The sequence below is a fragment of the Kitasatospora sp. GAS1066B genome (assembly GCF_041262605.1).
In the GTDB taxonomy this organism is placed as follows: domain Bacteria; phylum Actinomycetota; class Actinomycetes; order Streptomycetales; family Streptomycetaceae; genus Kitasatospora.
This window is the reverse complement of record NZ_JBGCCO010000001.1, coordinates 156,580-177,847: the sequence shown is the minus strand read 5'-3', so window position 1 is coordinate 177,847 and position 21,268 is coordinate 156,580. Positions and strand designations below refer to the sequence as shown.

The following is a 21,268-nucleotide window of genomic DNA, read 5'->3' as shown; positions in this document are numbered from 1 at the left end:
TTGGCTAGGGGTGGCTAGGGGGGCCTAGGGGTTTCTGCTGCTCACCGCTCCTGGCAGGCTGGCCGACGGTTTTGGATACCGTCTGCTGGGTGGTGGAGCGCGCGATGATGAACCAGTCCGAGGGTCGCATTTCGGAGCCGGGCGGTAGGGGTGCTGGAAATTCCGATGCGCTGACCTCCTGGCGGGAGCGGCTGGCCGGCTGCGCGGCGGCGGATCAGCAGCGGCTGCTGCTGGCCCTGGTGCTGGAACACGCGATGGAATCGCTGCGGGGTAAGCCGGCCGCCCCCATCGAGGCCGACCGGCCGTTCCTGGAGCTGGGCTTCGACTCGCTGGCCGCGGTCAACCTGCACAGCCGGCTGGCCGCCGCGACCGGGCTGCGCCTGCCGGTCACCCTGGTCTTCGACCACCCGACCGCGGCCTCGCTGGCCCGGCACCTGCGCGCGGAGATCCTGGGCCTGGCCGCCGACAGCGGCGAGGTCCAGCCGCTCGGCTCCGCCGACGACGAGCCCATCGCGATCGTCGCCATGGCCTGCCGGTTCCCCGGTGACGCCCACTCGCCCGAGCAGCTCTGGCAGTTGGTCGCGGACGGCACCGACGCGATCTCGACCTTCCCGGCCGGTCGCGGCTGGGACCTCGGCGGCCTCTACGACCCGGACCCCGACCACCCCGGCACCAGCTACGCCCAGGCCGGCGGCTTCCTGCACGACGCCGACACCTTCGACCCCGGCTTCTTCGGCATCTCGCCGCGTGAGGCGCTGGCGATGGACCCGCAGCAGCGGCTGCTCCTTGAGACCTCCTGGGAGGCGTTCGAGCGGGCCGGCATCGACCCCGCCACCTTGCGCGAGTCGCGCACCGGCGTCTTCATCGGCGCCGAGGCCCAGGACTACGGCCCGCGCCTGCACGAGGCCGCCGAGGGCATGGAGGGCTTCCTGGTCACCGGCAGCGCGCTGAGCGTCGCCTCGGGCCGGCTCTCCTATACCTTCGGCTTCCAGGGCCCCGCCGTCACCATCGACACCGCCTGCTCCTCCTCGCTGGTGGCCCTGCACCTGGCCGTGCAGTCGCTGCGCCGCGGCGAGTGCGGCGTGGCACTGGCCGGCGGTGTGGCCGTGATGGCCAACCCCGGCTCGTTCATCGCCTTCAGCCGCCAGCGGGGACTTGCCCCCGACGGGCGCTGCAAGCCGTTCGCCGACGCCGCCGACGGCACCGCCTGGGGCGAGGGCGTCGGCATGCTGCTGGTCGAGCGGCTCAGTGACGCCCAGCGCAACGGCCACCCCGTGCTCGCCATCGTGCGCGGCACCGCGATCAACCAGGACGGCGCCAGCAACGGCCTGACCGCCCCCAACGGCCCCGCCCAGCAGCGCGTCATCCGCCAGGCCCTGGCCGACGCCGGTCTGACGCCCGCCGAGGTGGACGCCGTCGAGGCGCACGGCACCGGCACCACCCTGGGCGACCCGATCGAGGCCCAGGCCCTGCTCGCCACCTACGGCCAGGACCGCCCCGCGGACCAGCCGCTGCGCCTGGGCTCGCTGAAGTCCAACATCGGCCACACCCAGGCCGCGGCCGGCGTCGGCGGCGTCATCAAGATGGTGATGGCGATGCGGCACGGCGTGCTGCCGCGCACCCTGCACGTCGACCGGCCCAGCGAGCACGTCGACTGGAGCGCCGGCGCCGTCGAGCTGCTCACCGAGGCGATGCCCTGGCCCGAGAACGGCCACCCGCGCCGGGCCGGCGTCTCCTCGTTCGGCATGAGCGGCACCAACGCCCACGCCGTCATCGAGCAGGCCCCGACGGCCGAGGAGCTGGCCCCGGCCGCGCCCGCCGCCGTGGCCCCGGCCGTGCTGCCCTGGGCGCTCTCCGCCAGGACCCCCGAGGCGCTGCGCGGCCAGGCCGAGCGCCTGCTGGCCCACCTGGCCGCCCACCCCGAGCAGACCCCGGCCGACCTCGGCCTCTCGCTGGCCACCAGCCGCGCGAGCTTCGAGCACCGCGCCGTGCTGCTGGGCGGCGAGCGTGCCGAGTTCGAGCAGGCGCTGCGGGCCCTGGCCGACGGCGGTGAGCTGCCCGGCCTGCTCCAGGGCACCCCGGCCGCCGGCCGGACCGCCGTCCTCTTCACCGGACAGGGCAGCCAGCGCCTGGCCATGGGCCGCGAGCTGTACCAGACCTTCCCGGTCTTCGCCGCCGCCCTCGACCAGGCCTGCGGCCACCTCGACCTGCAGCTCGAACGACCGCTGCGCGAGGTGCTGTTCGCGGCCGAGGGCTCGGCTGAGGCCGAGTTGCTGCACCAGACCGCCTACACCCAGCCGGCGCTCTTCGCGATCGAGGTGGCGCTGTTCCGGCTGGCCGAATCCTGGGGCCTGCGCCCGGACTTCCTGGCCGGCCACTCGATCGGCGAGTTCGCCGCCGCCCACGCGGCCGGCGTCCTCACCCTGGCGGACGCCGCCCTGCTGGTCGCCGCGCGCGGCCGCCTGATGCAGGAACTGCCGTCCGGTGGCGCGATGCTGGCCGTCCAGGCCACCGAGGACGAGGTCGCGGCCGCGCTCGCCGACCGCGCCGGTCAGGTCGCCGTCGCCGCCGTCAACGGCCCGCAAGCCGTGGTGATCGCCGGTGACGAGGACGCCGTGCTCGCCGTCGCCGAGCAGTTCCGCGCCGAGGGGCGCAAGACCAGGCGGCTGACCGTCAGCCACGCCTTCCACTCGCCGCACATGGACGCCATGCTGGACGAGTTCCGGCGCTGCGCCCAGGTGGTGACCTACCACGCGCCCCGGATCCCGATCGTCTCCACGCTCGACCAGGGCGCCGACCTGACCACCCCCGAGTACTGGGTGCGCCACGTCCGCGAGGCCGTCCGGTTCGCCGACGCGATGCGCGCGCTGGAGGCCGCAGGCGTCAGCACCTTCGTCGAACTCGGCCCGGACGGCGTGCTCTCGGCGATGGGCCAGGAGTGCGTCACCGAGTCCGCGGTCCTCCTGCCGGTGCTGCGCGGCGACCGGCCCGAGGTCCGCAGCTTCACCGCCGCCCTCGCCCAGGCCCACCTGCGCGGCCAACTCCTCGACTGGGACGGCGTCTTCGCCGGCCAGGGCGCGCACCGGGTGGACCTGCCCACCTACGCCTTCCAGCGCGAGCGCTACTGGCTGGAGAGCGGCAGCCCGCTCGGCGACATCGCCTCGATCGGCCTGGGCGCCGCCGACCACCCGCTGCTCGGCGCGGCGGTGGCCCTCGCCGACGTCGACGGCTTCCTCTTCACCGGCCGGCTCGCCCTGGACACCCACCCCTGGCTGGCCGACCACGCCGTGCTGGGCACCGTGCTGCTGCCGGGCACCGCCTTCGTCGACCTGGCGATCCGGGCCGGCGACCAGGTCGGCTGCGACCTGGTCGAGGAACTCACCCTGGAAGCACCGCTGATCCTGCCGGAGCAGGGCGGCGTGCAGCTGCAGATCGTGGTCAGCGGCGCCGACGAGCACGGCAACCGCTCGCTCAGCCTGCACTCCCGGATCGAGGGCGCCCCGGCCGACGAACCATGGACCCGGCACGCCACCGGTGTGCTCAGCGCCGGCGCCGCGCCGGCCGGTTTCGACCTGACCGCCTGGCCGCCCACCGGCGCCCGCGCGGTCGACGTCGAGCAGCTGCACACCGGCCTGGCCGAGGCCGGCTTCGGCTACGGCCCGACCTTCCAGGGCCTGCGGGCCGCCTGGCTGCGCGGCACCGAGATCTTCGCCGAGATCGCCCAGCCGGACGGCACCGAGGAGGACGCCGACCGGTTCGGCCTGCACCCGGCGCTGCTGGACGCCGCCCTGCACGCGCTCGGCGCCGACAGCTCCGACGACGCGCTCCGCGGCGGCCTGCCGTTCAGCTGGACCGGCGTCACCCTGCACGCCACCGGCGCTGCCACGCTGCGGGTGCGGGTCACCCCGCTCGGGCGTGGCGAGGTGGCGCTGGAGCTCGCCGACGGCACCGGCGCGCCGGTGATGTCGGTGCGCTCCCTCGCGCTGCGCGAGATCTCCGCCCAGCAGCTGGGCGCGGCCCGGTCCGCGCACCACGAGTCGCTCTTCCGGGTCGAGTGGGTCCCGCTGCCCGCTCCTGCTTCCCTGCCCGGCCGCTTGGCCACGCTCGGTGACTTCAAGGTGCCCGGCGTCGAGACCTTCGCCGATCTGGCGGCGGTGGCGGCAGCCGAGAGCGTGCCGGACGCGGTGTTCGTGCCGTGCGCGGCGCTGGTCGGCGAGCTGTCGGCGGACGGGGTGCGGGAGGTGACGCACCGGGTGCTGGGCCTGGCACAGGCCTGGCTCGCGGAGGAGCGGTTCGCTGACTCGCGGCTGGTGTTGGTGACCCGGGGCGCGGTGGCGCCGTTGGCGGGGGAGCAGTTGGCCGATCCGGCGCAGGCCGCGGTCTGGGGCCTGATCCGCTCGGCGCAGGCGGAGAACCCGGAGCGGTTCGTCCTGCTGGACCTGGACGCCTCGGATGCCTCGGTGGCCGCCCTCCCGGCCGCACTGGCCTCCGGCGAGCCGGAGCTGGCGATCCGTCAGGGAGGCTGCTACGCAACTCGGTTGGCGCGGGTCGCCACCGATGAGGCGCTCACCGAGCCGGCGGGCGCGGTCGCCTGGCGCCTGGACATCCCGGTCAAGGGCACGCTGGACAACCTGGCGCTGGTCGAGTACCCGGCGGCCGTCGCGCCGCTGGAGGCGGGCCAGGTCCGGATCGGCGTGCGCGCGGCCGGCCTGAACTTCCGTGACGTGCTGAACGCGCTGGGCATGTACCCGGGCAACGCGGGCCTGCTGGGCCTGGAGGGCGCGGGCGTCGTCCTGGAGGTGGCAAGTGACGTCACCGATCTCGCCGTCGGCGAGCGGGTGTTCGGCATCATCTCCGGCGGCTTCGCCCCCGTGGCGGTGGCCGACCGTCAGCAGATCGCCCGGATGCCGCGGAACTGGACCTTCGCCCAGGCCGCCTCGGTGCCCCTGGTCTACCTGACCGCCTACTACGCGCTGGTGGACCTCGCGGACCTCCAGGCGGGTGAGTCGATCCTGGTCCACGCTGCCGCCGGTGGTGTGGGGATGGCGGCGGTTCAGCTGGCCCGGCACCTGGGCGCGGAGGTCTACGGCACGGCGAGTGCGGGCAAGTGGGAGGCGCTGCGGGCGCTGGGTCTGGACGAGGCGCACATCGCCTCCTCGCGTGACCTGGAGTTCGAGGAGCGGTTCCGCTCGGCCAGTGGCGGACGCGGTGTGGACGTCGTACTCGACTCGCTGGCACGGGAGTTCGTGGACGCCTCGCTGCGGCTGCTGCCGCGCGGCGGGCGGTTCGTGGAGATGGGCAAGACCGACGTCCGCGACCCCGAGCAGGTCGCCGCGGAGCACCCGGGCGTCCACTACCAGGGCTTCGACCTGATCGAGGCCGGTGCTCAGCGCACCGGCGAGATGCTCGCGGCGCTGCTGGAGCTCTTCGACCAGGACGCGCTCGACCACCTGCCGATCGCCACCTGGGACATCCATCGGGCACCGGAGGCGTTCCGCTTCGTCTCGCAGGCCAAGCACATCGGCAAGGTCGTGCTCACCGTCCCGGCCCCGCTGGACCAGGACGGCACCGTCCTGATCACCGGCGGCACCGGCGCGCTGGGCGCCGTCGCCGCTCGCCACCTGGTCGCCGAGCACGGCGCGCGGCACCTGTTGCTCACCAGCCGGCGCGGCGCCGACGCCCCGGGCGCGGTCGAACTGACGGCCGAGCTGGAGCAGTTGGGTGCCTCGGTGACCGTCGCTGGGTGCGACGCGGCCGACCGGGCCGAACTCGCGGCACTGCTCGGCTCGCTGGCGCGCCCGCTGACCGCCGTCATCCACACCGCCGGCGTCCTGGACGACGGCGTCCTCGCCTCGCTCACCCCGGAGCGGCTCGACGCCGTCCTGCGGCCCAAGGTGGACGCCGCGCTCAACCTGCACGAGCTGACCGCCGGACTCGACCTGTCGGCCTTCGTGCTCTACTCCTCCAACGCCGCCACGCTCGGCGGCGCCGGCCAGGCCAACTACGCGGCTGCAAACGCTTTCCTGGACGCGCTCGCGACCAAGCGCGCCCAGGCCGGCCTGCCCGCGCTCTCGCTGGCCTGGGGCCCGTGGGCCGAGGGCGGCATGGCCAGCACCCTCGACGCCGCCGACCTCCAGCGCCTGGCCCGCGACGGCATGCGCGGCCTCGCCAACGCCGAAGGCCTGGCCCTGCTCGACACCGCCGCGCGCCTCGGACAGGCCGCCCTGGTCCCGATGCACCTCGACGTGACCGCGCTGCGCGCCCAGGCTGCCGCCGGCACCCTGCCCGCCCTGCTGCGCGGCCTGGTCCGGGTGCCGACCCGGCGTGCCGCCCAGGGCGGAGCGGGCGGTGGCTCGGAGCTGATGCGCCGGTTGGCCGGGCTCTCCGAGGCCGAGCTGGACCGCGAGCTGCTCGAAGTCCTGCGGGTGCGGGTCGCCGCCGTGCTGGGCCACGCCTCGCCCGAGGTGATCGAGGCGGGCCGGGCGTTCAAGGAGCTCGGCTTCGACTCGCTGACCTCCGTCGAGCTGCGCAACGCGCTCAACACCGCCACCGGGCTGCGCCTGCCGCCCACCCTGATCTTCGACTACCCGACCCCCGCCGCGCTCGCCGAGTACCTGCGCACCCAGATCGCCGGCGCCCAGCAGGCGGCCACGGCCACCGGCGCGACGATGCCCGCCCGCGCGTCCCGTGCAACCGACGAGCCGATCGCCATCATCGGCATGAGCTGCCGGTTCCCGGGCGGCGTGCAGTCGCCCGAGGACCTGTGGCGACTGGTCACCGGCGGGACCGACGCGATCGGCGAGTTCCCGGCCGGCCGTGGCTGGGACCTGGAGCGGCTCTTCGACCCGGACCCGGACCACCAGGGCACCAGCTACGTCGACCAGGGCGGCTTCCTGCACGACGTGGGCCTCTTCGACCCGGACTTCTTCGGCATCTCGCCGCGCGAGGCGCTGGCGATGGACCCGCAGCAGCGCCTGCTCCTCGAGACCTCGTGGGAGGCCATCGAGCGGGCCGGTATCGCTCCAGCCAGCCTGCACGGCAGCCGCACCGGCGTCTTCGCCGGTGTGATGGCCAGCGACTACGCCACCCGGATCGGTGCGGTGCCCGAGGGCGTCGAGGGCTACCTGGGCACCGGCACCGCCGGCAGCGTCGCCTCGGGCCGGGTCGCCTACACCCTCGGCCTGGAGGGCCCGGCTGTCTCGGTCGACACCGCCTGCTCCTCCTCGCTGGTCGCCCTGCACCTGGCCGTGCAGGCGCTGCGCCAGGGCGAGTGCTCCATGGCGCTCGCCGGTGGTGCCACCGTCATGGCGACGCCCGAGGCGTTCATCGACTTCAGCCGCCAGCGCGGCCTGGCAGCCGACGGGCGCTGCAAGGCGTTCTCGGACGAGGCGGACGGCACGGGCTGGGGCGAGGGCGTCGGCATGCTGCTCGTCGAGCGGCTCTCCGACGCGCGGCGCAACGGGCACCCGGTGCTCGCCGTGGTGCGCGGCACCGCGATCAACCAGGACGGTGCTTCGAACGGTCTGACCGCGCCGAACGGTCCCTCGCAGCAGCGGGTGATCCGGCAGGCGCTTTCCAGTGCGGGGTTGACGGCCGATCAGGTCGACGTGGTCGAGGCGCACGGCACCGGCACCGCACTCGGCGACCCGATCGAGGCCCAGGCGCTGCTCGCCACCTACGGCCAGGACCGCTCGGCCGACCAGCCGCTCTGGCTGGGCTCGCTGAAGTCGAACATCGGTCACACCCAGGCGGCGGCCGGCGTCGGCGGCATCATCAAGATGGTGCTGGCGATGCGCCACGGCGTGCTGCCGCGCACCCTGCACGCCGAGCAGCGCTCCGCCAACGTCGACTGGTCGGCGGGCGCCGTCGAACTGCTCACCGAGGCCCGGGCCTGGCCCGAGACCGGCCGGCCGCGCCGCGCCGGCATCTCCTCCTTCGGCTTCAGCGGCACCAACGCCCACACCATCGTGGAGCAGGCGCCGGCCTTCGAGGAGGCCGAGGCCGAGGCCACGGCGCCGGTGCCCGCCGTCCAGCCGTGGCTCCTGTCGGCCCGCAGCGAGCAGGCCCTGCGCGACCAGGCGCGGGCGCTGCTCGCCCACCTCGACACCACTCCTGACGCGACCACCACTGAGCTGGCCTTCTCGCTGGCCACCACCCGCACCACGCTGGAGCACCGCGCGGTACTGGTGGGCGGTGAGCGCGCGGAGTTCGCCCGCGCGCTGGCGGCGCTGGCCGCCGGTGAGCCGGCCGGTGACGCGGTCGTCGGCACCGCCGGAGCGGCCGGCCGGACGGCGTTCCTCTTCACGGGGCAGGGCAGCCAGCGGGCTGGGATGGGCGCGGAACTGTACAGCGCTTTCCCGGTGTTCGCCGAGGCCTACGACGCCGTGTGCGCGGAGCTGGACCAGCACCTGGAGACGCCGCTGAAGGATGCTTCGGCGCTGATCGACCAGACCGGCTACACCCAGCCCGCGCTGTTCGCGATCGAGGTGGCGCTGTTCCGCCTGGTCGAAGCATGGGGCATCCGCCCGGACTTCCTCGCGGGCCACTCGATCGGCGAGCTGGCCGCCGCGCACGTCGCGGGCGTGCTGTCACTGAGCGATGCGGCCAAGCTGGTGGCGGCGCGTGGTCGCCTGATGCAGGCGCTGCCCGCCGGTGGTGCGATGGTGGCCGTGCAGGCCGCCGAGGACGAGGTGCTGCCGCTGCTGGCGGACCGCTCGGACGTCGGTGTCGCGGCGGTCAACGGGCGTACCTCGGTGGTGCTTTCGGGTGCCGAGGCGGCTGTCCTGGAGGTGGCCGCACAGCTGGCGGCTGAGGGTCGCAAGACGAAGCGCCTCACCGTCAGCCACGCGTTCCACTCGCCGCTGATGGACCCGATGCTCGCCGAGTTCCGCGCGGTGGCCTCGGAGTTGACCTTCAACGCGCCGCGGATCCCGATCGTCTCGACGCTCGACCAGTCCGCCGACCTGACCTCGCCCGAGTACTGGGTGCGCCACGTCCGGGAGGCCGTCCGGTTCGCCGACGCGATCGCCACCCTGGAGGCCGGGGGCGTCCGCACCTTCCTGGAGCTGGGCCCGGACGGCGTGCTCTCGGCGATGGGCCAGGAGTGCGCCACCGTTGAGGTAAGCGCTTTCGCGCCGGTGCTGCGCGCCGACCGCCCCGAGGCCCGGGCGCTGACCGCCGCGCTCGCCGCGCTGCACGTTCGCGGCGTGGTGCTGGACTGGCCGGCGGTCTTCGCCGGACGGGGTGCGCGCCGGGTCGACCTGCCGACCTACGCCTTCCAGCGCCAGTGGTACTGGCTGGAGAACTCCGCCGACCCGGCGGCCCCGCAGGCGGTACCGACCGACGCGGTGGACGCCCGGTTCTGGGCGGCCGTCGACAGCGGCGACCTGGACACTCTCACCACCGCCCTTGAGCTGGGCGGCGACCAGCCGCTGAGCTCGGTGCTGCCCGCGCTCTCGGCCTGGCGCCGCAAGAGCCGCGAGCAGGCGACCGTGGACGGCTGGCGCTACCGGGCCGGCTGGAAGCCGGTGCGGGAAAGCGCTGTCCGCACCCTCGCCGGTCGCTGGCTGCTGCTGGTCCAGGCCGGAGCGACCGAGGACCCCGCCGGGCCGGCCGTGCTGCGGGCGCTGACCGCGCGCGGCGTCGAGGTCCAGCGGGTCGAACTGGACGCCGCCGCCGTGACGCGCGCCGCCGTGGCGGCGCAGCTCGGCGAGATCGTGACGCGCGACACCGTGTCGCAGAGCGGGCCGGTGGCCGGCGTGCTGTGGCTGGCGTCGCCCGACGGCGACCCGGCGCCGACCGCGACCCTGGTGCAGGCGCTGGGCGACGCCGGGCTGAGCGCGCCGCTCTGGTGCCTGACCCGCGGCGCGGTCTCGACCGGCCGCTCCGACCGCCTGACCAACCCCGGGCAGGCCCAAGTCTGGGGACTGGGCCGGGTGGTGGCGCTGGAGCACCCCGACCGCTGGGGCGGTCTGATCGACCTCCCGGTGGCGCTGGACCAGCGCGCACTCGCCCGCCTGGCCGGCGTGCTGAGCGGTGCGGAGGACCAGGTGGCGCTGCGCGCCTCGGGCCTCTTCGCTCGCCGCCTGCTGCGCTCCACTCGCGGGGAGACCGCCGCCTGGCGGCCGTCCGGCACGGTGCTGGTGACGGGTGGCACCGGGGCGTTGGGCGCCGAGGTGGCGCGCTGGCTGGCCCGCAACGGTGCCGAGCAGTTGCTGCTGGTCGGCCGACGCGGGCCGCAGGCTCCTGGTGCGGCGGAACTGGTCGCCGAGCTGGCCGAGTTGGGCGCGGCCGCGACCGTCGCCGCCTGCGACGTGGCTGACCGTGCGGCGCTGGCCGAGCTGCTCGCGGCCCACCAGGTCTCGGCCGTCTTCCACACCGCCGGCGTGCTCGACGACGGCCTGCTCGACGCGCTGACCGCCGACCGCTTCACCGCCGTGGCCCGCCCCAAGGTGGACGCCGCCCGCAACCTGCACGAACTCACCGGCGACCTGAGCGCGTTCGTGCTCTTCTCCTCGATCGCCGGTGTCGTCGGCAGCGCCGGTCAGGCCAACTACGCGGCCGCAAACGCCTATCTGGACGCGCTCGCCGAGCAGCGTCGCGCCGACGGCCTGCCCGCCACCTCGGTCGCCTGGGGCCCCTGGGCACAGGGCGGCATGGCCGCCGACGCAGGTATCGAGCAGCGGCTGCGCCGTGACGGTGTCCCGCCGATGGCCCCGGCGCTGGCCATCGCCGCGCTCCAGCAGGCGCTGGACCACGGCGACGGCGCCCTGACGGTCGCCGACATCGCCTGGGACGTCTTCCTGCCGGGCAGCACGGCCGCCCGCCGCAGCGAGCTGTTCAGCGACCTGCCCGAGGCCCGGCCCGCCGCCGGTGGCACGGTCACCGCTGCCGCTGACGCCGCCTACGCGCCGGCCGGCCGGCTGGCCGGCCTCACCCCGGCCGAGCAGCAGCGCGCCATGCTCGACCTGGTCCGCGGCACCGTCGCCGCAGTGCTGGCCCACACGGGCACCGAGACGATCGAGCCAGGGCGGGCCTTCAAGGAGCTCGGCTTCGACTCGCTGACCGCCGTCGAGCTGCGCAACCGCCTGGGCGCGGCCACCGGCCTGAGCCTGCCGACCACGCTCGTCTACGACTACCCGACGGCCGCGGCGCTCGCCGAGTACCTGCGCAGCGAACTGCTCGGCGCGCAGCCGGCGACCACGGTCGTCCCGGCCACCTTCGCAGCTGATGACGAGCCGATCGCCATCGTCGCCATGAGCTGCCGCTTCCCCGGCGGGGTGACCTCGCCCGAGCAGCTGTGGCAGCTGCTCCTCGCGGGCGGCGACGCGATGTCCGGCCTGCCGGACGACCGGGGTTGGAACGTCGACTCGCTCTACGACCCGGACCCGGAGCAGGTCGGCAAGATCTACACCCGCGAGGGCGGATTCCTCTACGACGCGGCCGAGTTCGACCCCGCCTTCTTCGGCATCTCGCCGCGCGAGGCGCTGGCGATGGACCCGCAGCAGCGCCTGCTGCTCGAGACCACCTGGGAGGCGTTCGAGCGGGCCGGCATCAACCCGGCGACCCTGCGCGGCAGCCGGACCGGCGTCTTCGCCGGCACCAACGGCCAGGACTACCTCGCGCTGCTGATGAACTCGCCGGAGGAGCTGGAAGGTCACCTCGGCACCGGCACCTCGGCCAGCGTGCTGGCAGGGCGACTCTCCTACACGTTCGGGCTGGAGGGTCCGGCGGTCACCGTCGACACCGCCTGCTCGTCCTCGCTGGTCGCGCTCCACCTCGCTGTCCAGGCGCTGCGCAACGGCGAGTGCTCGCTCGCCCTGGCCGGCGGTGTGACCGTGATGGCCACCCCGGACACCTTCCTCGACTTCAGCCGCCAGCGTGGCCTGTCCGCCGACGGCCGCTGCAAGGCCTTCTCGGCTGCCGCCGACGGCACCGCCTGGGGCGAGGGCGCCGGCATGCTGCTGGTCGAGCGGCTCTCGGACGCTCAGCGCAACGGGCACCCGGTGCTGGCGATCGTGCGCGGTTCGGCGGTGAACCAGGACGGCGCTTCGAACGGTCTGACGGCGCCGAACGGGCCGTCGCAGCAGCGGGTGATCCGGCAAGCGCTCTCCAGCGCGGGGCTGACGGCGGACCAGGTCGACGCGGTGGAGGCGCACGGCACCGGCACCGCACTCGGCGACCCGATCGAGGCGCAGGCGCTGCTGGCTACCTATGGTCAGGAGCGGGCGGCCGACCGGCCGCTCTGGCTCGGCTCGATCAAGTCGAACATCGGGCACACCCAGGCCGCGGCCGGTGTGGCGGGCGTGATCAAGATGGTCATGGCGATGCGGCACGGTGTGCTGCCGCCGACCCTGCACGTCGACCAGCCGACCCCGCATGTGGATTGGTCGGCGGGTGCGGTCACGCTGCTGGCCGAGACGACCGATTGGCCGCAGACCGGTGCGCCGCGCCGGGTTGGCATCTCGTCCTTCGGGTTCAGCGGCACCAACGCGCACACGATTCTGGAGCAGGCGCCTTCGGGCGAGCCGGAGCCGGTCGTCGAGGCGACGGTGTCGCCGTCGGTGCTGCCGGTGCTCCTGTCCGCGAAGACCGATGCTGCGCTGCGGGCTCAGGCCGAGCGGTTGCTGCCGGTTGTCGCGGATGCCGACATCGCTGATCTGGCGGTGTCGTTGGCGACGGGTCGGGCGGCGCTGGAGCGTCGTGCGGTGGTCGTGGCGGGTGAGCGGGATGAACTGCTGGGCGGTCTGCGCGGGTTGGTGGCGGGTGAGTCGGCGGTTCAGGTGGTCGTGGGTTCGGTGGTGGAGGGTCGGACGGCCTTCTTGTTCACCGGTCAGGGCAGTCAGCGGGCGGGGATGGGCGCGGAGTTGTACAGCGCGTTCCCGGTGTTCGCGGATGCGCTGGATGAGGTGTTCGCGCATCTGGACCAGTACTTGGATCGTCCGCTGCGTGAGGTGATGTTCGCCGCTGAGGGCGAGTTGCTGAACCAGACGGGTTACACGCAGCCGGCGTTGTTCGCGGTCGAGGTGGCGCTGTTCCGGCTGGTTGAGGCGTGGGGTCTGCGCCCGGACTTCCTGGCGGGTCACTCGATCGGTGAGCTGGCGGCCGCGCATGTCGCGGGTGTCCTGTCGCTCGCCGATGCCGCGAAACTGGTGGCGGCGCGTGGTCGTCTGATGCAGGCGCTGCCCGCCGGTGGCGCGATGGTGGCCGTCCAGGCGAGCGAGGACGAGGTGCTGCCGCTGCTCACGGACGAGGTGGGCATCGCAGCCGTCAACGGGCCGTCGGCGGTGGTGCTTTCGGGTGCCGAGGCGGCTGTCCTGGAGGTGGCCGCACAGCTGGCGGCCGGGGGTCGCAAGACCAAGCGCCTGACCGTGAGCCACGCGTTCCACTCGCCGCTGATGGACGGCATGCTCGCCGAGTTCCGGTCGATCGCTGAGGGGTTGACGTTCAACGCGCCGCAGCTGCCGATCGTCTCGACGCTCGACCAGCAGGCCGACCTGACGTCCCCCGAGTACTGGGTGCGTCACGTTCGCGAGGCCGTCCGCTTCCGCGACGCCGTCGAGACGCTGGAGCGCGAGGGTGTCCGCACCTTCCTGGAGCTGGGCCCGGACGGCGTGCTCTCCGCGATGGGTCAGGACTGCGCCACCGCCGGGGAAAGCGCTTTCCAGCCGACCCTGCGCGCCGCCCGTCCCGAGGTCCGCACGCTGACCACCGCTCTCGCCGCGCTGCACGTGCGCGGCCTGGAGGTGGACTGGTCGGCGGTCTTCACCGGCACCGGCGCCCGCCGGATCGACCTGCCCACCTACGCCTTCCAGCGCCAGCGCTTCTGGCCGCGCACGCCGATCATGGCGGCGGGCGACGTCGCGTCGATCGGCCTCGGCGCGGCCGGGCACCCGCTGCTCGGCGCCAGCGTCGAACTGCCGGACTCCGACGGCGTGGTGTTCACCGGCCGGCTCTCCGTGCAGTCGCACCCGTGGCTCGCCGACCACGCCGTGATGGGCTCGATCCTGCTGCCGGGCACCGCCTTCGTCGAACTGGCCATCCGGGCCGGCGACGGCGTCGGCTGCGAGGTCCTGGAGGAGCTGACGCTGGAGGCTCCGCTCGTTCTCCCCGAACGCGGCGGTGTCCAGCTGCGGTTGGCGCTCAGCGCCGCCGACGCCTCGGGCCGCCGCCCGCTGACCATGCACTCCCGCCCGGAGGACGCGCACGCCGAAGAGCCGTGGACGCGGCACGCCACCGGTCTGCTCGCGCCCGGATCGGCTGTTGAGCCGTCGTTCGAGCTGACCGAGTGGCCGCCGGCCGGTGCCGTCGAGGTCGCCGTCGAGGACCTGTACGAGCGGCTGGCCGCCGCCGGCTTCGGCTACGGCCCGGTCTTCCAGGGCCTGCGCGCCGCCTGGCGCCACGACGGCGAGGTCTACGCCGAACTCCGGCTGCCCGAGGCCGCGCACGAGGATGCCGCCGACTACGGCCTGCACCCCGCGCTGCTGGACGCCGCGCTGCACGCGCTCGGCCTTGACATCACCGGCCCGCAGGGTGCGGAAGCTCCCAAGCGCGCCCGCATCCCGTTCGCCTGGAACGGCGTGACCCTCTACGCCACCGGCGCCACCGCGCTGCGCCTGCGGCTCTCCGAGCGCAACCCGGAGACCGCCGCGCTGCTGCTGGCCGACGAGTCCGGCCGGCCGGTCGCCGCCGTCGAGTCGCTGGTCTCCCGCGAGGTCTCCGACAGCCAGGTGCGCAGCGCCCGTGGCGGCTTCGTCGAGTCGCTCTTCCGGGTGGAGTGGGCGGCGCTGCCGGTCTCGGCCGCGCCGGCCGGCCGCTGGGCCGCGCTGGGCACCGAGCTGCTCGGTGCGCCGGCGTTCGCCGATCTGGCCGCGCTGGGCGCGGCGGTGGACGGCGGCCTGACCGCGCCCGACGCCGTCCTCCTCGCGCTGGACACCACTGACGCCGAGACTGACACAGCGTCAACTGTCCGCGCAGCACTGCGTAGTGTGCTCGCCGCTGTCCAGCAGTGGCTCGCCGACGAGCGGTTCGCCGACTCCCGTCTGGTCCTGGTCACCCGGGGTGCGGTGGCCGCCGACGCGAGCGGTCTCGGCAACCTGGCACACGCGCCCGTCTGGGGCCTGGTCCGCGCCGCGCAGGGGGAGAACCCCGACCGCCTCGTTCTGCTCGACCTCGACGGCGGAGACTTCTCCCGCGAGGCCCTGTCGGCGGCCCTCGCCGCCGGCGAACCCGAACTCGCCGTCCGTGCTGGTGCGTTGCTCGCTCCCCGGCTCGCCCGGGTGGCCGCCGCCGTCGAGCCGGCGCCGGTCTTCGACGCCGAGGGCACGGTCCTGGTGACCGGTGCCTCCGGCCTGCTGGGCGCACTGGTCGCCCGCCACCTGGTGGCCGAACACGGCGTCCGCAGCCTGCTGCTGGTCTCGCGGCGTGGTGCGGATGCGCCGGGTGCGGCTGAACTGGTGGCCGAGCTTGCCGAGTTGGGCGCCGTCGCGACGGTGGCCGCCTGCGATGTGGCGGACCGTGACGCGCTGGCCGAGCTGTTGGCGGCGCATCCGGTGTCGGCGGTGGTGCACACCGCCGGTGTGCTGGATGACGGAATCGTCTCCTCGCTCACTCCCGAGCGGCTCGACACCGTCCTGCGTCCGAAGCTGGACGCGGCGCTCAACCTGCACGAACTCACCGAGGGCCTGAGCGCGTTCGTGCTCTTCTCGTCCGCCGCCGGCACGATGAGCAGCCCCGGCCAGGGCAACTACGCCGCCGCCAACGTCTTCCTGGACGCCCTGGCCGAGCAGCGCCGCGCCCAGGGCCTCGCCGCCACCTCGCTCGCCTGGGGCCCGTGGGCCGACAGCAGCGGCATGGTCGGCAGCCTGGACGAGCTCGACGTCCAGCGGATGAGCCGTGGTGGCATCCACGGGCTCTCCTCGGTGGAGGGCCTGAGCCTGCTCGACGCGGCCACCGCCACCGGCGAGGCCGCCCTGGTGCCGATCCGCCTCGACCTGGCCGCGCTGCGCGCGCAGGCCGCCGCCGGCACCCTGCCCGCCCTGCTGCGCGGCCTGGTGCGGGTGCCGAACCGCCGGGTGGCCAGGTCGGGTTCGGCCGGCGGTTCGGAGCTCACCGGCCGTCTGCTGGCGCTGGCGGCCGGTGAGCGTGAGGCCGCGCTGCTGGAGCTGGTCTGTGGCCGGGTGGCGGCTGTGCTGGGCTACGCCGATGCGAGTGCGGTGGAGTCGAGTCGGGCGTTCAAGGAGTTGGGTTTCGACTCGCTCACCGCCGTCGAGCTGCGCAACGAGCTGAACGGCGTGACCGGCTTGCGGCTGCCCGCGACGCTGGTCTTCGACTACCCGAGCCCGCTGGCGCTGGCCGCCTTCCTGCTCGCCGAACTGCTGGGCGACGTCTCCGACATCACCGTGGCGGGTCCGAACACCCCGATGGCGATCGACGAGCCGATCGCGATCGTCGGCATGGCCTGCCGCTACCCGGGCGGCGTCGAGTCGCCCGAGGACCTGTGGCGACTGGTCTTTGAGGGCGGCGACGCGATCTCCGGCTTCCCGGCCACCCGTGGCTGGGACCTGGCGAGCCTCTACCACCCGGACCCGGACCACCAGGGCACCACCTACGCCCGCGAGGGCGGTTTCCTGCACGACGCCGGTCTCTTCGACCCGGACTTCTTCGGCATCAGCCCGCGCGAGGCGCTGGCGATGGACCCGCAGCAGCGCCTGCTGCTGGAGACCTCGTGGGAGGCCATCGAGCGGGCCGGCATCGACCCGGCCGCGCTGCGGGGCAGCCGGACCGGTGTCTTCGCCGGTGTGATGTACCACGACTACGCCACCGGGATCAGCGAACTGCCGGACGGCGTCGAGGGCTACCTGGGCACCGGTGTGTCCGGCAGCATCGCTTCGGGCCGGGTCGCCTACACCTTCGGTCTCGAAGGCCCGGCGGTCACGGTGGACACCGCGTGCTCCTCGTCGTTGGTCGCGCTGCACTGGGCGATCCAGGCGCTGCGCAACGGCGAGTGCACGATGGCCCTCGCCGGTGGTGTGACCGTGATGGCCACGCCCGAGACCTTCGTCGACTTCAGCCGCCAGCGCGGCCTCTCGGCGGACGGGCGCTGCAAGGCGTTCTCGGACGACGCGGACGGCACGGGCTGGGGCGAGGGCGTCGGCATGCTGCTGGTCGAGCGGCTCTCCGACGCCGAGCGCAACGGCCACCAGGTCCTCGCCGTGGTGCGCGGTAGCGCCGTCAACCAGGACGGCGCTTCGAACGGTCTGACGGCGCCGAACGGCCCGTCCCAGCAGCGCGTGATCAGGCAAGCGCTGTCCAACGCGGGCCTGCCGGCCGACGGCATCGACGCGGTGGAGGCACACGGCACCGGCACCTCGCTGGGTGACCCGATCGAGGCGCAGGCGTTGCTCGCCACCTACGGCCAGGAGCGGTCCGCCGACCAGCCGTTGTGGCTGGGTTCGTTGAAGTCGAACATCGGTCACACGCAGGCGGCGGCGGGTGTCGGCGGCATCATCAAGATGGTGATGGCGATGCGGCACGGTGTGCTGCCGCAGACGCTGCATGTGAACGAGCCATCGCCGAAGGTGGATTGGGCTTCGGGTGCGGTGGAGCTGCTGACCGAGGCGCGGGAGTGGCCGCAGCACGGCCGGCCGCGTCGCGCGGCGGTGTCGTCCTTCGGTATCAGCGGCACCAACGCCCACACGATCCTGGAGTACGTGCCGGCGACCGTGGATGCGCCGGCGGCCGCCGACGAGCCGGCCGCCGCACCTGCCGGTGTGGTGCCGCTGGTGCTGTCGGCGAAGAGCGGTGCGGCGTTGGAGGGGCAGGCGGCGCGGCTGCTCTCGTTGCTGGCGGAGCGGCCGGACGCGGGCCTGCTGGACGTGGGCCACTCGCTGCTGGCGTCGCGGGCCGCGTTCGAGCACCGGGCGGTGGTGGTCGCGGGTGACCGCGAGGCGGCGGTGCGCGGGCTGGAAGCGCTTTCCTCGGGTGAGGTCGCGGCGGAGGTCGTGCGCGGTGTGACGGGGTCGGCGGGGAAGGTGGCGTTCGTCTTCCCGGGCCAGGGTTCGCAGTGGGCCGCGATGGGTGCTCGGCTCTGGGAGGAGTCGGCGGCGTTCCGGGCCTCGATCGAGGCGTGCGGCGCGGCGTTGGCGCCCTTCACCGATGGCTGGTCGCTGGAGGACGTGCTGCTCGGCCGGGCTGGTGAGGCGTGGTTGGAGCGGGTGGATGTGGTCCAGCCGGTGCTGTGGGCGGTGATGGTGTCGCTGGCGGAGGTGTGGCGGGCGGCGGGTGTGCGTCCGGCTGCGGTGATCGGTCACTCGCAGGGTGAGATCGCGGCTGCTGTCGTGGCTGGTGCGCTGTCCTTGGAGGACGGCGCGCGGGTGGTGGCGTTGCGCAGTCGGGCGATCGCGGGTGGGTTGGCGGGGCTGGGCGGCATGGTGTCGGTCAACTTGCCGGTGTCCGATGTGCGTGAGCGGCTCGCGGTGTGGGGTGAGTCGCGGATCTCGGTGGCGGCGGTGAACGGGCCGTCGTCGGTGGTGGTGTCGGGTGAGCCGGCGGCGTTGGACGAATTGCTGGCCTCGTGTGAGGCGGACGGGGTTCGGGCGCGGCGGGTGCCGGTGGATTACGCCTCGCATTCGGCGCAGGTGGAGTCGATCCGCGGTGAGTTGCTGGAGTTGCTGGCGCCGGTGCGGCCGCGTGCCGGTGTGGTGCCGTTGCTGTCCACGGTGACCGGCGAGTTGGTGGACGGCTCGGGGATGGACGGTGAGTACTGGTTCACCAACTTGCGGGCGACGGTGGAGTTCGAGGGGGCGGTTCAGTCCTTGCTGGCGGACGGCTTCGGGACGTTCGTCGAGGTCAGTGCGCATCCGGTGTTGGCGATGGCGGTGCAGGAGAGCATCGAGGCGGGCGAGCGGGATGCGGTGGCGTTCGGGACGCTGCGTCGCCACGAGGGCGGTCTGGAGCGGCTGTTCGCCTCGCTGGCCGAGGCGCATGTGCGCGGCATCCGGGTGGACTGGGACGGGTTCCTGGCCGATCGTGGCGCGCGGCGGATCGAGCTGCCGACCTACGCCTTCCAGCGCGAGCGCTACTGGCTGGAGTCGGATGGCTCGGTCGCGCGGGCCGAGGCCGTGGTCGACGAGGTGGACGCCCGCTTCTGGGAAGCCGTCGAGCGCGGCGACCTTGCTGAACTGACCGCCACCCTCGACGTGGACGGGGACCAGCCGCTGAGCTCGGTCCTGCCGCTGCTGTCGGCCTGGCGCCGCCAGCACCGCGAGCAGTCCGTGATCGACGGTTGGCGCTATCGGGACAGCTGGCAGCCGGTGGCGGATGCCGCGTCGGGCGTGCTGTCGGGTAGTTGGCTGGTGGTGGTTCCGGCGGGCTGCGCTGAGGACCCGGCGGTGTCGGGTGCGGTGGCGATGCTGACCGGGCGTGGTATGACGGTCCGTCAGATCAACGTCGAGCCGGCCGATGTCGGCCGCGCTCAGCTGGCCGAGCGACTCCAGCAGGCGATGGGCGATGCCCCGGTGGCTGGTGTGCTGTCGCTGTTGGCGCTGGATGAGGCGACCGCTGTGGCCGGGTCGCTGGCGCTGGTGCAGGCGTTGGGTGATGCCAGCGTTGGTGCGCCGTTGTGGTGTGTGACGCGGGGTGCGGTGTCGACAGGTCGTTCGGAGCGGCTGGTCAGCGCGGTGCAGGCGCAGGTGTGGGGTCTGGGTCGGGTGGTGGCCCTGGAACTCCCGGAGCGTTGGGGTGGTCTCGTCGACCTTCCCGAGGTGCTCGACGAGCGTGCGCTGTCTCGTCTGGCGGGTGTGCTCACCGGTGGTGAGGATCAGGTCGCGGTTCGTGCGTCGGGGGTCTTCGGTCGCCGGCTGGTGCGGGCGCCGCGTGGTGAGGCGGTGGCGTGGAGCCCGTCGGGGACGGTGTTGGTGACCGGTGGCACGGGTGCGCTGGGTGCGGAGGTGGCGCGTTGGCTGGCCCGCAACGGCGCGGAGCGGTTGCTGTTGACGAGCCGGCGTGGCCTGGAGGCGCCGGGTGCGGTGGAACTGCGGGACGAGTTGGCCGCGTTGGGCGCGGAGGCGACGGTCGCGGCCTGTGACGTGGCGGATCGTGAGGCGCTGGCCGCGCTGCTCGCGGAGCGGCCGGTGTCGGCGGTGTTCCACACGGCGGGTGTGCTGGACGATGGTGTGGTCGACGGTCAGACGGCGGAGCGGTTCGCGAGTGTGGCTCGTCCGAAGGTGGACGCGGCGCTCAACTTGCATGAACTGACCGATGGTCTGAGCGCGTTCGTGCTGTTCTCGTCGATGGCGGGTTCGGTCGGTAGTGCTGGTCAGGCCAACTACGCTGCGGCGAACGCGTTCCTGGACGCGTTGGCGGAGCAGCGGCAGGCCGATGGTCTGCCGGCTACCTCGATCGCCTGGGGTGCGTGGGCTGAGGCGGGGTTGGCGACGGAGGAGGTGGTCGCTGACCGGCTGCGCCGCGATGGTGTGGCCGGGATGGCACCGGCGTTGGGCATCACGGCGATGCAGCAGGCGCTGGAGAACGGCGACGTCGCCGTCACCATCGGCGACATCGTCTGGGACCGGCTCGCTCCCGAGTTCGCGGCCGTCCGGCCCAGCAAGCTGTTCAACGAGATCTCCGAGGTCCAGCGCCTCCAGGCGGCTGGCGCCCAGGCGGGCGGCACGGATGCCACCGCCGGCCCCGGCTCCCCGCTGACCACGCGTCTGGCGGGGCTGTCGTCGGTGGAGCAGGGTCGGGCGTTGCTGGAGTTGGTGCGGGCGCAGGTGGCGGCCGTGCTGGGGTACGCGGACGGCAGTGCTGTCGAGGGTGGTCGCGCGTTCAAGGAGCTCGGGTTCGATTCGCTGACGGCGGTCGACCTGCGCAACCGGATGAACGCGGCGACTGGTCTGCGGCTGCCGGCGACGCTGGTCTTCGACTACCCGTCGGCCACCGCGCTGGCCGAGCACCTGCGCTCCGAACTGCTCGGCGCGCAGCCGGTGACCACGGTCGTCCCGGCCACGTTCGCCGCCGCGGCCGATGACGAGCCGATCGCCATCGTTGCCATGAGCTGCCGCTTCCCCGGCGGGGTGACCTCGCCCGAGCAGCTGTGGCAGCTGCTCATCGAGGGTGGCGACGCGGTCGTGGACTTCCCGACCGACCGCGGCTGGGACCTCGACTCGCTCTTCGACGACGACCCCGACCAGCTCGGCAAGGTCTACACCCGCAAGGGCGCCTTCCTGCAGGACGCCACCCGGTTCGACCCCGCGTTCTTCGGCATCAG

Annotated in this window: 1 protein-coding gene (cut by a window edge); it reads left to right on the top strand. The window is 73.9% G+C overall.

Annotated features, from left to right (window positions below; genetic code table 11):
- The first annotated feature begins 104 nt into the window (after positions 1-104).
- A protein-coding gene (locus ABH937_RS00515; protein WP_370216734.1) for a type I polyketide synthase crosses the window boundary here: on the top strand, positions 105-21,268 show its 5' portion. It continues 14,371 nt past the right edge of the window; the window shows 21,164 of its 35,535 coding nt (coding positions 1-21,164); it begins with the start codon at positions 105-107; the stop codon falls past the right edge of the window.